Below are 13,526 nucleotides of genomic sequence, written 5' to 3'. Positions count from 1 at the left end.
ACGTGAGCTTAGCGAGTTCTGCGTAATCGAAAGCCCATGACCTCATCCGTCATCGACGCGCCGGACGTGACCGGCCTCATCGAACTCTCGCGCGATCCGGGACTCGATCTGAAGCCGGTCATCCTGCGCGTGCAGACCGACCTGTTTCTGGCCGCACCGATCCGCGACCGGGCGGTGCTGTCCTCCTTCGCCTCCCTCGCGGGCGGGCTGATCCCGATCGTCGACGACGAGACGGCCCTGACCGTCGCGACGAAGCTCGCGCCCTGCCCCGAGACGCCGCAATCCGTCCTGGCCGCACTCGCCGCCCGCGGCAGCCCCGTCTGCGAAATCGTGATCGACACGGCCGTCGTCATCGGTCCGACCGTCATCACCGCCGCGCTCTCCTCGGGTGCCGACATCGGCAAGGCCATCGCCGCCCGCGAAGAGCGTGACCGCCTGAACGCACCGGATCCCGAGATCGCCGATCTCGAGCGCGCCCGTGATCCCCACGCCCGCCTCGATCGCGCGACCCTGGACCGCCTGATGGTCCGCGCCCGACGCGAGGCGGACCTCGCCGCGCCCCTGCTCGGCCGCCACGATATCGCCGCCGCCGACCTCGCGCCGCTCTGGCTGCACGCCGAGCCGCCGCAGCGCGCGAAGATCCACGAGGCCGCTGCCGCCACCGCCGCCCTGCGTTCCCACCCGCAGGCTCCGCGCGACATCGGCGTCGTGCTGACCGGGCTCTCGCGCGGCGGCGACGTGAAGGGATTCCTGGCGGCGCTCGCCGAAGGCCTCGGCTTGCCCGGCGGCTTCCTCGGCTCGGCCCCGAACCCGTCCTCACGCTACGATCTGCTGACCCTGGCCCTGCGCGCCGCCGATCTCAGCGAGGCGGAGGCCGTCTACGTCTTCCTCACGCTCAACCCCACCGTCGCCCGTTCGGCCGACCGGGTGTTCGAGCTGGTCCAGCTCTTCCGGTCGCTGACGCGCCCGGCCGCCCGCGATCTCCTCGGCGCGATCCTCGACGTGAGGCTGCCGGAACGGGTCTCGGGCGCGGAGCACCGGCCCTACTACGCCCCGGATGCCGCCAAGCCACGCCAGGCTGCCGAGCGCATCTCGTCGCGCAACATCATCCTGCCCGGACGCCTACGCCAGTCGGTCTGAGCATCGGCTCGAAACGTGGCCGCCGGTTTTCGGGACACGTCGACGGGTCCAGCGAAAGATCAAGCCATCAGTTCGAGCCCGTGGCGGCCGTCCCGGTCGTCGATCTCGATGATCCAGAGGTCCTCGTCGAAGCGGACCTCCTTGGCGATGCGGGCTTCGACGTCGGGGCTGTCCGCGCCCGTCAGCATCACGGAGAAGCGCCGTTCGCCGTCATCCGCCGCGATCAGGGCCTGAGGGGCCGGCCCGTAGAGGTCGGCGGTCCCGTCCAAGCGGTCGACCTTGACGAAGATCGCCCCGGCTTCGGGCGATCCACGCCGTCGCTGGACGGCGGGAATGCCCTCGACGCCGAGACGGCGCAGATGTGCGGAGACCCAGAAATCGGCGCGGAGGCGAGGCATGGCACGGCGATAGCGCGTCGCCGGCTGCGTTGCACGCCCCCAGGCGGGCTCAGCCCTTGGCCGAGCCGGCCTTGGAGGCGAGTTCGCGGAGCGTGCGGCCGGAGGCCTCGCCGGTCACCGGGATCTTGCGGTCGCGCTCGAACTTCTCGATGGCGGCCTTGGTGGCCGGCCCCATGACGCCGTCCGCCTTGATTGTGCCGTAGCCGAGCTTCGACAGGGCGCGCTGCGCCTGTGCGACCTTGTCGACGGCCTTCGGCGTCACCGACGCCGTGGTGTCGCCGGCGGAACGCAGGATGTCGCCGATGGCGTCGCGTGCGGGCGCCTTCTCGGCATGTTTGGGCTCCGGCTTGTCCTTCGATGCAGGCTCGGCGGACGTCTGCGCGACCTGAACAGGCGCCGCGGGCGCCTTCGCCACGGGAGCCGGCTCGGCCCTGGCGTGCTGCGCGACCGGCTGCGGCAGGATCGGAGCCGGATGGCGGCCCGCCTGGAAGCCCAAGGCATTCACCGTCACGTACCCGACGGCCGCCAGGGCCGCCAGGGAGCCGAGCGTCTCGCCCGGACGGGTCGTGCACACCCGGCCCGTCCAGCGGCCGAGCGCGACGACCGTCGCCAGGAACTCACTGGGCGTGGAGCCGGTCGCCGCCGCGCGGGAGGCCCGGCGCGGCGCGGCCTTGGCCGCCGACTTGCCGGGACGCATGTCGCGGGGGACGACGATCTCGCGCTGATCCCGCTGCGTGGTTGGTTCGCGCATCAAAGCGCTCCCTCGATGGTTCGGACAGCCGGGGCGGTGGATCGCCGTCGGCGCAGAATGGTCAACCGGCCCGCCTGAGGGGCATCGCGCCCGACAGTGGATCGTCGTCGAACAGGCCGATCGGCAGCCGCACCACGGTCGGAGCCGGGCCGGAGGACGGCGCCGCACCGCGGAGGGTGGTCCGGATCGGCGCGGGCTCCGACGGCGTCGCGCCCCGCCGTGGACCGAGCGGCAGCGTCACCGAGACCGTCGTGCCCTGGCCTGGCGCGCTCTCGATCGAGATCGAGCCGCCATGCAGGCCGACGAGGCCGCGCACCACCGAGAGGCCGAGGCCGGTGCCTTCGTGCGCCCGCTCGTAGCCGCCATTCGCCTGGAAGAAGGGGTCGCCGATACGGGGCAGGTCCGCCTCGGCGATGCCGCTGCCGGTGTCGCTCACCACGAGGTCCAGATAGCTCGCGCCGCGCCGCACGCCGACGTGGATCCGCCCGCCCTTGGGCGTGAACTTCACGGCGTTCGAGATCAGGTTGATCAGAACCTGCCGGCAGGCGCGGGCGTCGGCGTTGATGGCGCTGCCGCGCGGGATCGCTCCACGCACCAGCCGGACGCCGGCATCGTCGATCTTCAGCTGCATCAGGTCGCAGCAGCCGCCGACCAGTTCGCTGACGTCGAGCGTCTCGGGCTCGAACTCGAAATGACCGCTCTGGATGCGCGACATGTCGAGCAGCGTGTTCACGACGCCGAGCAGGTGCCGGCCCGAGGAGGCGATGATGTCGGCGTATTCCTTCCCGCGGTCGGCCGTGATCGTGCAGGCGCCCTCGCCCCCGAGTACTTCGGAGAAACCGATGATGGCGTTGAGCGGCGTGCGCAGCTCATGGCTGACGGTAGCGAGGAAACGGCTCTTCACGGCGTCGGCGCGCTCGGCGTCGGCCCGGGCCTTGTCGAGCTCGGCGGCGTGGCGGTGATGCTCGGAGACGTCGCGGGTGACGGCGACGACGGTAGCCGCGTTGGCGCCGCCCTGGCCGGCCTCGATACGATGGGCGCGCATTTCCGCGAAGATCGAGCGGCTGCCGTCGGCACTCGGCGTGTCGAGATGCAGGCGGAAGGGCACCGTCGTGGGCTCGCCGCTCACCGCGACGTCGCTGATCGCCTTCAGCAGGGCCGGCCGGTCGCCGATATGGACGCGGTCGAGCAGGCCGAGACCGCGCAGGCGGCTGGGTTCGACGCCGACGAACTTCGCCGACGAGGCGCTTGCCTCCAGGACGCGGCCGTTGGCGTCGTGCCAGGTGACGAGGTCGTCGATGGCCGAGAGCAGCAGCCGGTCGCGCGCCTCGTTGTCGCGCATTCGTGAGCGCCACTCGCCTTCGCGGCGCAGGTGCTCGATCGCCTGGGCCGAGATGTGGCCGATCGCCGTGATGGCGAAGAGCGGCATGACGATCGCGCTCGGCCAGTCGATGGCCTGTGCCGTGAGATCGAACTGGCCCGAGAAGGCCACGGCGACGGCGCCGAGCGCCGCGATCACCGCTGCGGCGACGGTGGCGCGGATGGAGCCCGAGACCAGCGCTTCGAGCGGGATGGCCACGAGCCAGAGAGCCGCGGCCGAATTCGAGCCGCCCGTGAGTGCTGCAAGGCAGACCACGACGCCGGTGAGACCGGCCGAGGACAGGGCGTGGGCGATCCACAGGATGCCGGTTCGCGAGAGCACGGCGGCGGCCAGAACCGGTAGGAACAGCGAGGCGATCCCGAGCGCCTCGATGCCGCTCGGCACCCCGCGCCACAGCAGATACGGTGGCAGCGCCGCCATCATCACCGCGCCGGCCGCGAGCCGCGAGACGAGGAACCGCTCATGCCTGAAGCGCATGCCGGGCTCATCGAGAGCCGATTCATGGACGAGGCCCGCCAAGCGGGCATCGAACAATGATGCCAAGGTATTGTCGATACGCAAACTCGCCACGCGCAACGCTGTCGGCCGTGAACGACGACCGGACTCCGCGTCCCTCAAGCACATTGGTTCAACTGACGCAGACCGTCGCAGACCCGGTTTAAGTGACGATGAAGCGAAAGCGTCGGATCGAGTCGGCATGCCGCCGATGATGACTGCCGGAGGCTTCGGGACGATGTCGCCGCGGGACTTGTCCACAGCCACGCGCCTCGCTTTTCGGCGATTTCCGAAGGGCGATGCGATCCGGAGAAGGCTTCGTTCACCACGCCCGCGCTTTCCCGGCGGCGGATCGGATGGGCTTCACCGCCGGGTGAGATGGTGGCGCTCGAAACGGCCGTCGTCCGAGGGCGACACCCCGCATCCGGAAGGTGGCACCATGTCGTTCATCCTGCGCGCTGCCCTTGTGATCGGCGCGCTGTCCTACTTCGCGTTGCAGCGCGACGGCGGCGCGCGGCCGACCGAGGACCTCAAGGCGATGGCCGAGCGCCAGGGCGCGCAGCTCTCCGCGCTCGCGGGTTCGCTGCCGGCCGAGATGCGCGCCGCCGCGACCGAGGCCGTCACCGCCGAAGTGCTCAAGCGGCTTTCGTCCGAGACCGCCTCGCGCGACACGCTCCTCGCCGTCGACCGCCGCCCGGACTGGCGCGGGAGCGACCTGCGCTGACGCGGAGGGGCTCGACGCGCTACCCCCACAAGTCCGGCAGCGGCGGATGCACGAGGCTGCCCTCGTAGAGCAGGCCCGGCTCACGGTCGCGGGCCAGCAGCAGCGGGCCGTCGAGATCCACATAGGCGGCTTGGCCGGCGAGCAGAATCGCCGGGGCCATGGCGAGCGAGGTCCCGACCATGCAGCCGATCATCAGCGTCAAACCGCGCGTGCGCGCCTCCTCGGCCAGCAGCACCGCCTCGGTCAGACCGCCGGCCTTGTCGAGCTTGATGTTGATGGCGTCGTAGCGCCGGGCCAGCGCGTCGAGCCCTGCCCGGTCGTGCAGGCTCTCGTCGGCGCAGATCGGGATCGTGCGGTCGATGGACTCCAAGAGCGCGTCCTCGCCCGCCGGCAACGGCTGCTCGATCAGCCCGACGCCCGCCGCCGCGCAGGCCGCGAGGTTTTCGGTGATGGTCTCGGGCCGCCAGGCCTCGTTGGCGTCCACGATCAGACGTGACTCCGGCGCGCCGCGGCGGACGGCGGCGATGCGGGCCGGGTCGCCCTCCCCGCCGAGCTTCACTTTGAGGAGTGGGCGATGCGCGGCCTTGCGCGCAGCCGCCTCCATGGAGGCGGGCTCGCCGAGGCTCAGCGTGTAGGCCGTCGTCACGGGTGACGGCGCGCTCAAGCCCAGTGACTGCCAGACCGGAGTGCCCGTGCGCTTGGCTTCGAGATCCCAGAGCGCGCAATCGAGGGCGTTGCGTGCGGCGCCCGGCTTCATCCGCTCCAGCAGGTCGTGTGGCGACAAGCCTTCGGCGACGGCGCTCGCCTGTTCCTCGATCAGCGCGCCGACGCTCTCCACCGTCTCGCCGTAGCGGGCATAGGGCACGCATTCGCCGCGCCCGCGAATGCCGCCGTCCTCGATCGTCGCGACGACCACGACGGCCTCGGTGCGGCTGCCGCGGGCGATGGTGAAGGCGCCGGCGATCGGGAAGCGCTCGACGGTGACGGTGAGGCGGCGTGCCATGGCTCAGGCCTTCACTGGAAACTCGGCTGCGATCCGGTCGACGATGCCGGCGACGCCGAAGCGGACCGGGTCGGTCGCCGGGAGATCGTGCTCCTTGCCGAGCGCGTCGAGGAGGCGGCGCGCCTCGGCCTCGTCCAGCGCCTGCGTGTTCACGGCGATGCCCACCGGCCGGATCCCCGGATTGGTCAGCCGCCCGCAGGTGATCGTCAGAGCGATGACGTCGGCGATCGACGGCAGCGGGTGCTCCACGCCGCGCATGGTGGTGCGGGTCGGCTCGTGGCAGATCACGAAGGCGTCGGGCTGCGCCCCGTGCAGCAGGCCGAGGCTGACGCCAGCGAAGGATGGGTGGAACAGCGAGCCCTGGCCCTCGATCAGGTCCCAGTGCTCCGGATCGGCGGCGGGCGCGATCCACTCGACGGCGCCGGAGATGAAATCGGCCACCACGGCGTCGATGGCGACGCCGCGGCCGGAGATGAACACCCCGGTCTGGCCCGTCGCACGAAAATCCGCATCGAAGCCGCGCTCGCGCATGCCGCGCTCCAGCGCCAGCGCCGCGTATTTCTTCCCCGCCGAGCAATCCGTGCCGACGGTGAGCAGCCGGCGGCCCGGCCGCCTGGTGCCCTTGCCGGTGGCGAAGGTCTCGTCGCTGTGGCGGACGTCGTGGAGCTGGCGGCCGTTGGCGCGCGCCGCCTCGGCGATCTCGGGGATCGAGCCGAGGCGCACGTGCAACCCGCTCGCCACGTCGAGCCCGGCGTCCAGCGCCGCCACGATCCCGGAGACCCAGTGCTTCGGTAGCGTACCACCCGCGTTGACCACGCCGACCACCATGGTGCGGCAGCCCTTCTCGACGGCCTCCGCGAGGCTCAGGTCCGGGATGCCGAGATCGGCGGCGCAGCCCTCCATGCGGATCTGGCCGATGCACCATTCGGGACGCCAGTCGGCGATCCCGTAGGCGGTCTTGGCGGCCAGCCGGTCGGGCACGTCGCCCAGGAACATCAGGTAGGGCGTGGCGATCTGCATGGTTCACGTCCGTCGATGAGGAAGGCCCCGTCGTAGCGCGTGGGCTGCGACGGGCCGGTGTCGATCCGCTCGAGCATCGGACCGAAAGGTGGTGACCGGCTTTCGGAAAGTCGGATGCTGAAACAAGAACCAAGAGCATCGTCCCGGATACGATATCCGGGACGATGCTCTTGGCGCGAGCTATACGAGAGCCGGCGCGCCGGTCACAGGGGCTGCGTCTTGGATGCGCCGCCGCCAGCGCCTACCTCCCGCAGACAAACGCAGCCGATACGGACACCCTCCATTGCCTCACGCCGACGCAAGCGCCACGCCGTCCATGCATGCCACCACCATCCTGATGGTGCGCAAGAACGGCCGGGTCGTCATCGGCGGTGACGGTCAGGTCAGCCTCGGGCAGACGATCGTCAAGGGCAACGCCCGCAAGGTGCGCCGGCTCGCCAAGGGCGCGGTGATCGGTGGGTTTGCCGGCGCGACGGCGGACGCCTTCACGCTGTTCGAGCGGCTGGAGGCGAAGCTCGAACAGTATCCCGGCCAGCTCACCCGCGCCTGCGTCGAGCTCACCAAGGACTGGCGCACCGACCGCTACCTGCGCCGCCTCGAGGCGATGATGGTGGTGGCCGACAAGGATGTGAGCCTGCTGCTCTCGGGTGCCGGCGACGTGCTGGAACCCGAATACGGCGTCATGGCGATCGGCTCGGGCGGCAACTATGCGCTCGCCGCAGCGCGCGCGCTGGAGGACCAGGACCTCGACGCCGAGGCGATCGTGCGCAAGGCGATGGCGATCGCCGCCGAGATCTGCGTCTACACCAATGGCAATCTCGTGATCGAGAGCCTGGACGAGAGATGACATCCGCGCCGGGAGCCGAAACGGAGAGCGACCGGCCCGATGGCATAGTGCGCGCCCTGATCGCGCGTGGGGTCGCTGACGCGATCATCACACCGAATCAGGCGAAGCGGCTGTTCGCCCTGGCCCTGGAAGCGCGGGCCGATCCGGAGGTCGACTTTGCGGAGATACCGCAGGACGACGAGCGTCTGCGTTTCGTTACGGGGTTCGCGGACATCTTCGTCACGCTCGGGATCGCCCTTTTCCTCGGAGCGGCGGCCTATCTCGGTGCGGACCTGCTCGGTGCGACGCGCGCCATGCCGCTCGTCGCGCTGCTGTCCTGGATTCTGGGCGAATTCTTCTCGCTGCGGCGGCGGATGGCGCTTCCCAGCATCGCTCTGCTGGGCGCCTTCGCCTACGCGGTCTTTACGGCCGCCCGTTCGGGGCTCGGCAGCTTCGATGGGCTGATGGGGCCGTTCCTCGGCGAACGGTTCAGCGGCCTGCCCGTGACCGGTGCGGCGGCGGAAGTCACGCTCGTCTTCGTCTCACTGCATTATTGGCGCTTCGGCGTGCCGATCACCGTCGCCGCCGGTATGCTCGCGCTTCTCACGACGATCATAGCGCCGCTGCTCGCCTATCTCGGTGCGGAGCCGCCGGTGCTGTGGACGCTGCTCGTCCTGGCCGGGCTCGCGAGCTTTGCGGTTGCAATGCATTTCGACCTCTCGGATCGCGAGCGGCTTACGCGGCGCTCGGACATCGCGTTCTGGCTCCACCTGCTGGCGGCACCGCTGATCGTCCATCCCGTGCTGCAGACGGTGACCGCGGGAAACGCGGCCACGACCGGATCCGGTACGGCCTTCGCCGTGATCGCGATCGTCCTCGCACTGAGCCTTGTCGCCCTGGTCACGGACCGTCGCGCAATCCTGGTCTCGGGCCTGCTCTATGCCGGATACGCGATCGGCGGCCTGATCCAGGAATACGGTGGTGCCGGCCTCTCGCTGCCTCTTACGCTGCTCACCCTGGGTGCGTTCGTCCTGGTGCTCAGCGTGGGCTGGCAGAGCTTGCGCCGGACGCTGCTGCGACTGTTGCCGGAGGATCTGGCCCGACGGATGCCGCGTCCACGCGATTGACCGGGCCGTCAGGTCGTCGTCACGTCCTCCATCGTCCCGGTAACGATCCTGTGCCGGGCGCCTTCGTGCCCCTGCTGAATGCCGGCACATCACGATGAGGGTCGAAGGCCCCCGATTTCCTACAGGCTGCGGCTTGGGCTGGGAGGGATAAGGGGCCGACCAATCCGATCATCCTGGGCCGTCTCGTAGAACGGAACCTTGCTATCGAATAGGACAATAAGCATATCATCGTCACGGTGTCAAGACCGGCGAAAACGGTCGGCTCGCACGCGCGGCCAATCTCAGGCAATCCCGAGCGTGGGACGGCATGGGACATGCGGGACAGGTGGTCCTGTGTCCCACCCGTGAGGCCTCGGGGAGCGGGCGTCTGGAAACGCCGTGCCGGCCCGCTTAGATCTGGCGCGGGATCGACCGCTCCAGCGGCGCATCCAGGCCCTTCAGGAGTCCGATGACCACCTTCTCTCCCCGCGAGATCGTCTCCGAACTCGACCGCTTCATCGTCGGCCAGAACGACGCGAAGCGCGCGGTCGCCATCGCGCTCCGCAACCGCTGGCGCCGGCAGCAGCTCACCGGCCCGCTGAAGGAAGAGGTCGCGCCGAAGAACATCCTGATGATCGGCCCCACCGGCTGCGGCAAGACCGAGATCGCCCGGCGGCTGGCGAAGCTGGCGGGTGCGCCGTTCCTCAAGGTCGAGGCGACCAAGTTCACCGAGGTCGGCTATGTCGGCCGCGACGTCGAGCAGATCATCCGCGACCTCGTCGAGGTCGGCATCGGCCTGCGGCGCGAGGTGAAGCGCCAGGAGGTCAAGGCCAAGGCCGAGGCGGCCGCCGAAAACCGCATCCTCGACGCACTCGTCGGACCGACCGCGAGCGAAGCCACCCGCGCCTCGTTTCGCAAGAAGCTGCGCAACAGCGAACTCGACGACAAGGAGGTCGAGCTCGAACTGGCGCAGGGCGGTCCGCAGGGCATGCCGATGTTCGAGATCCCCGGCATGCCGGGCGCCTCGATGGGCGCGATCAACATCGGCGAGATGCTCGGCAAGGCCATGGGCGGCGCGCGGGCCAAGCCCAAGCGCATCGCGGTGAAGGACGCCTATGCGCCCCTGCTGGCGGAGGAATCCGACAAGCTGGTCGACGACGACGCGCTGACCCGCGAGGCGATCCGCGAGGTCGAGAACAACGGCATCGTCTTCCTCGACGAGATCGACAAGATCTGCGCCCGCGAGAGCCGCGGCGGTGCCGACGTCTCCCGCGAGGGCGTGCAGCGCGACCTGCTGCCGCTGATCGAGGGCACCACGGTGGCGACGAAACACGGTGCGGTGAAGACCGACCACGTGCTGTTCATCGCGAGCGGCGCCTTCCACGTCTCGAAGCCCTCCGACCTGCTGCCCGAATTGCAGGGCCGGCTGCCGATCCGGGTCGAGCTGCAGCCGCTGACGGTGGAGGATTTCAAGCAGATCCTCACCACGACGGAGGCGAGCCTGCTCAAGCAGACCGTCGCCCTGATGCTGACCGAGGGCGTCACCCTCGACTTCACGGACGACGCCGTCGATGCGCTCGCCCGTGTCGCTGTCGAGGTGAATTCATCGGTCGAGAACATCGGCGCGCGCCGGCTGCAGACCGTGCTGGAGCGGGTGATCGACGAGATATCCTTCAGCGCCACCGATCGCTCGGGGGAAACGCTCAGGATCGATGCAGCTTACGTGCGAGATAGTGTCGAGGATCTGGCTGCGAATGCCGATCTCAGCCGGTTTATTCTTTAAGTCTGAACCGGTCCGCCGAAACAGATGCATTTTCCGTCATTGCGAGCGACGCGAAGCAATCCAGGGCAAACTCATAAGCCGCATTGTAATGGCCCTGGATTGCTTCGCGTCGCTCGCAATGAAGAGGAACGCTCCAAGGCGATGACACGGAAACCGTATCACCCTTCCCAAACCTGTCCCGGCCGCAACGGCAGAAACACCTCCTGCCTCAGGCCCGCCGCGCCGAGCGCCGCAGTCAGCGCTTCTGCCGGACGCTCGATGCCCTCGTCGGTGAGCTTGAACGTGCCCCAGTGATGTCCGAGCGCCTGTTCGGCGTCAAGCAGCCTTAATGCCTCAACCGCATCGGCTGGGTTCATGTGCTGGGGCTGCATGAACCAGCGCGGCTCGTAGGCGCCGATCGGCAGCGTCGCGAGGCGCGGCGGGCCGAAGCGGGCACGGATGTCGCGAAAGATCGTGCCCTGACCGAGACCGGTATCGCCGACATGGTAGTGGACGCCGCGCGGCGTCGTCAGGACGAAGGCGCACCACAGGGCCATGCGGCGATCGTTGAGGCCGCGGGCCGACCAGTGGTTCGCTGGAGTGAGATGCACCGTCGTGCCGCCGCCGAGATCGACCGACTCGCCCCAGTCGCGGGTCTCGACGTTCATGGTCTCGTCGTAGCCGCGCAGGATCGCGTCGTTGCCGAGGGGGGCGACGATCAGCGGCTGGTGCTCCTGCCAGAGCCGCGCCATCGTCGGCCCGTCGAGGTGGTCGTAGTGGTTGTGGGTGATCAGAACCACGTCGATCGGCGGCAGCTTTTCGTAGGCGATGCCCGGCGGGTTCACGCGCTTGGGCCCCGCGAAGCGCACCGGGCTCGCGCGCTTGGCGAAAACCGGGTCGACCAGGATGTTGCGGCCCGCGACTTGGAACAGGTAGCTCGCATGGCCGATGAGCACGACTCGGAGACCGTCGACGCGCTCTGGCGGAATGTCGGCCGGGAACGGGCTCGGGGCGCTCGCGGGCCAGGGCTCGGTCTTGGCGGTCATGCGCCAGCGGGCGAGGTCCGAGAAATTCTTGTCCGGCGGCTGTTCCGGGGCGTGGAAGCGCACGCCGTCGAAATGGTCGCTGATAGGGCCGCGATAATAGGGGTTCGCGCTGCGCCGGTGCGCGGCATAGCCGACGCCGCCGAGGGTCATCACCGTGGCCGCGCTCGCGGCCGTGATCAGGCGTCGCCGTGTCATGTCACCCAAGATGGCGGCCAAGCGCGGCCGTTCAAGCGCTTCGACCCAGACGCCGCATCAGGATGGGAGCGCGGTGCGGTTTGCGACCGTGGCGAGGTCGTCAGCGAGGGCCCGGATCTTCTCGCGGGCGTGTTGGGCCACCTCTTCCTTCGAGCGGTTCTCCGTCGGCACCACCACGACGCCGTTGATGCGACCGTGCTCGGCCAGCAGCGTGAAGTTGAAGCGGCCCGATCGACTGCGGCGTATGACGTAATGCGGAGACGCCACGCAAAAATCCTCCCCGTCGTCCTGCGCAAGCGCTCATGGGGATACGGTAGCCGACCGGCGAAAGTTTCAGCGCTGCAAAGGCTTCACGCAACCTTGATGACGCTCAAGAGCGCCAGCGCAGCTCCTGCCGGCTGAGAGGGTTCTCGAAGCTGCGGCCGGCACGGGCCGCTTCCAGCGCCTCGCGCTTGAGGCGGAAATACCATTGCGACGGCAGGTCACCCTGGCCGAGCAGGACCATGGTGGGCTTGCGGTCGAGGCCGGCCTGGGCGTGCTGGAGCACCTGCTGGTCCTGCGTCAGGAACTGCCGCATCAGCGGCCGCGCGATGGGCTTAAGCAAATTCAGCGCCGGCATGCTCCAGTACATCGCGTTGGTGAGCATGGTGCGGTTGTTGGTGAGCGGCGTGGCGAAGGTGTAGTTCGCCATCCGCTTTTCGCCCGCCACGATCCGCTCAAGGCGAATGCCGGGCAAGCGGAACTCGATCTCGACTTCCGGCGCACCGCCGAGCAGCTTGTAGATCGGCGAACTCGTCGTGGTGGCATGGCTCGACATGACGAAGCCGTGCGGCACCGGCTGGAAGGTTTTTACTTTTTCCCGCAACTCCTTGGAGGGGCGGAACCACCAGGAATCGTGAACGAAGGCGACGTGTCCGGGATCGACGAGGCTCAGCGTCGTCAGGTCGAAACTTGCCTCGACTTCGAGCTCCACCACGAGGCTGCCGGCGGGCTCGAAGCCGAGCTCGGGTACGGCGGGCAGGTCTGTCGCGCTTGCCGGCCCCAGATAGGGGTTCACCCACAGGAATCCGGCGCTCTCCAAGATGGGGAAGCGCTGGACGGCAATCCGCGAAAAATCCGAAGCGTCCTTTTCGGAGAGTGTCGGCACGTCGCGGCAGCGTCCGTCGGTGCCGAAGCGCCAGCCGTGGAACGGGCACATCACGGTGTCGCCGTCGAAGCGGCCCTTCGAGAGGGCCATGCCGCGATGCGGGCAGCGGTCGCGCATGGCGAAGAGCGCGCCAGCGGCGTCGCGGCCGACGACGATCTGCTCGCCGTTCAGCTCTACCGGCCGCATGCCGCCGGGTTTCAGCGTAGGCGCCTGCCCGACGCAGTACCATGCATTCGGCAAAGGCTCGCGCATCGCCTTCGGGTCGAGGGCGGCGTCGGATACGGTTTCGTCTGCGGCGCGCGTCGTCGCGGCGAGCATGGAGCCTCGTCGTCCTCTCGGCGGCACCCCGTTCGGTGCGCTCGCGCCGTCATACGCCGCCGTCGAAAGGGTTGCCAGCAGACGCGATGTGCGGCGCGGCGAGAGAACGCAGCCGGGGGGCTTTACGAAGCCGGGCCGGAGTCCCTACCTTCGAATTCCCAGAAACGAACGAAAGGAGGTGATCCAGTGTCTCATTGTCATCAGCCGCTGTCAT

General features: G+C 69.1%; 13 protein-coding genes. 5 read left to right on the top strand and 8 right to left on the bottom strand.

Annotated elements, in window-relative coordinates:
• The first annotated feature begins 36 nt into the window (after positions 1-36).
• Positions 37-1,140, top strand: a complete 1,104-nt coding sequence (locus MFF07_RS01730) for a hypothetical protein (RefSeq protein WP_147814276.1) — start codon at positions 37-39, stop codon at positions 1,138-1,140.
• Between the two features lie 59 nt (positions 1,141-1,199).
• Here MFF07_RS01730 and MFF07_RS01725 read toward each other — a convergent pair whose 3' ends face one another.
• The 3 genes from MFF07_RS01725 to MFF07_RS01715 all read right to left on the bottom strand — a co-directional run bounded on the left by MFF07_RS01725 (position 1,200) and on the right by MFF07_RS01715 (position 4,240).
• Complete coding sequence (locus MFF07_RS01725; RefSeq protein WP_147814278.1) at positions 1,200-1,538, bottom strand: DUF1491 family protein; 339 nt, start codon at positions 1,536-1,538, stop codon at positions 1,200-1,202.
• Between the two features lie 49 nt (positions 1,539-1,587).
• Positions 1,588-2,289 (bottom strand): peptidoglycan-binding domain-containing protein, encoded by a 702-nt coding sequence (locus MFF07_RS01720; protein WP_147814280.1) that lies wholly within the window; start codon positions 2,287-2,289, stop codon positions 1,588-1,590.
• Positions 2,290-2,350: 61 nt separating this feature from the next.
• Positions 2,351-4,240 carry a sensor histidine kinase gene (locus MFF07_RS01715; protein WP_238230471.1) on the bottom strand — a complete coding sequence of 630 codons (1,890 nt, stop codon included), beginning with the start codon at positions 4,238-4,240 and terminating at the stop codon, positions 2,351-2,353.
• 364 nt (positions 4,241-4,604) lie between these two features.
• On the opposite strand from MFF07_RS01715, the gene MFF07_RS01710 reads away from it, so the two are divergent.
• Positions 4,605-4,889 carry a hypothetical protein gene (locus MFF07_RS01710; RefSeq protein WP_147814284.1) on the top strand — a complete coding sequence of 95 codons (285 nt, stop codon included), beginning with the start codon at positions 4,605-4,607 and terminating at the stop codon, positions 4,887-4,889.
• A gap of 19 nt (positions 4,890-4,908) precedes the next feature.
• Here the strand turns inward: MFF07_RS01710 and dgcA are convergent, their stop codons facing one another.
• Both dgcA and dgcN read right to left on the bottom strand, forming a co-directional pair.
• A complete protein-coding gene (gene dgcA / locus MFF07_RS01705) occupies positions 4,909-5,892 on the bottom strand; it encodes an N-acetyl-D-Glu racemase DgcA (RefSeq protein ID WP_238230469.1) in 984 nt (327 codons plus the stop codon).
• A gap of 3 nt (positions 5,893-5,895) precedes the next feature.
• Positions 5,896-6,912: an N-acetyltransferase DgcN gene (dgcN, locus tag MFF07_RS01700; RefSeq protein ID WP_147814288.1), complete on the bottom strand. Its 1,017-nt coding sequence runs from the start codon at positions 6,910-6,912 to the stop codon at positions 5,896-5,898.
• Positions 6,913-7,228: 316 nt separating this feature from the next.
• On the opposite strand from dgcN, the gene hslV reads away from it, so the two are divergent.
• The 3 genes from hslV (at position 7,229) to hslU (ending at position 10,627) form a co-directional block, all read left to right on the top strand.
• Complete coding sequence (gene hslV / locus MFF07_RS01695) at positions 7,229-7,759, top strand: ATP-dependent protease subunit HslV (protein ID WP_147814290.1); 531 nt, start codon at positions 7,229-7,231, stop codon at positions 7,757-7,759.
• A 47-nt stretch (positions 7,760-7,806) separates the two neighbouring features.
• Positions 7,807-8,865 carry a hypothetical protein gene (locus tag MFF07_RS01690; RefSeq protein ID WP_238230468.1) on the top strand — a complete coding sequence of 353 codons (1,059 nt, stop codon included), beginning with the start codon at positions 7,807-7,809 and terminating at the stop codon, positions 8,863-8,865.
• A gap of 448 nt (positions 8,866-9,313) precedes the next feature.
• Positions 9,314-10,627 carry an ATP-dependent protease ATPase subunit HslU gene (hslU, locus tag MFF07_RS01685; protein WP_147814292.1) on the top strand — a complete coding sequence of 438 codons (1,314 nt, stop codon included), beginning with the start codon at positions 9,314-9,316 and terminating at the stop codon, positions 10,625-10,627.
• A 158-nt stretch (positions 10,628-10,785) separates the two neighbouring features.
• Here hslU and MFF07_RS01680 read toward each other — a convergent pair whose 3' ends face one another.
• From MFF07_RS01680 to MFF07_RS01670, 3 genes are all read right to left on the bottom strand, one after another.
• On the bottom strand, positions 10,786-11,847 hold the full coding sequence (locus MFF07_RS01680; RefSeq protein ID WP_238230465.1) for an MBL fold metallo-hydrolase: 1,062 nt from the start codon (positions 11,845-11,847) through the stop codon (positions 10,786-10,788).
• Positions 11,848-11,904: 57 nt separating this feature from the next.
• Positions 11,905-12,114 (bottom strand): hypothetical protein, encoded by a 210-nt coding sequence (locus MFF07_RS01675; RefSeq protein WP_238230464.1) that lies wholly within the window; start codon positions 12,112-12,114, stop codon positions 11,905-11,907.
• 103 nt (positions 12,115-12,217) lie between these two features.
• A complete protein-coding gene (locus tag MFF07_RS01670; protein ID WP_147814296.1) occupies positions 12,218-13,312 on the bottom strand; it encodes a Rieske 2Fe-2S domain-containing protein in 1,095 nt (364 codons plus the stop codon).
• Positions 13,313-13,526 lie beyond the last annotated feature (214 nt).

The organism is Methylobacterium thuringiense (assembly GCF_022179645.1).
GTDB lineage: Bacteria > Pseudomonadota > Alphaproteobacteria > Rhizobiales > Beijerinckiaceae > Methylobacterium > Methylobacterium thuringiense.
This window is presented reverse-complemented; position numbering and strand designations above follow the sequence as displayed.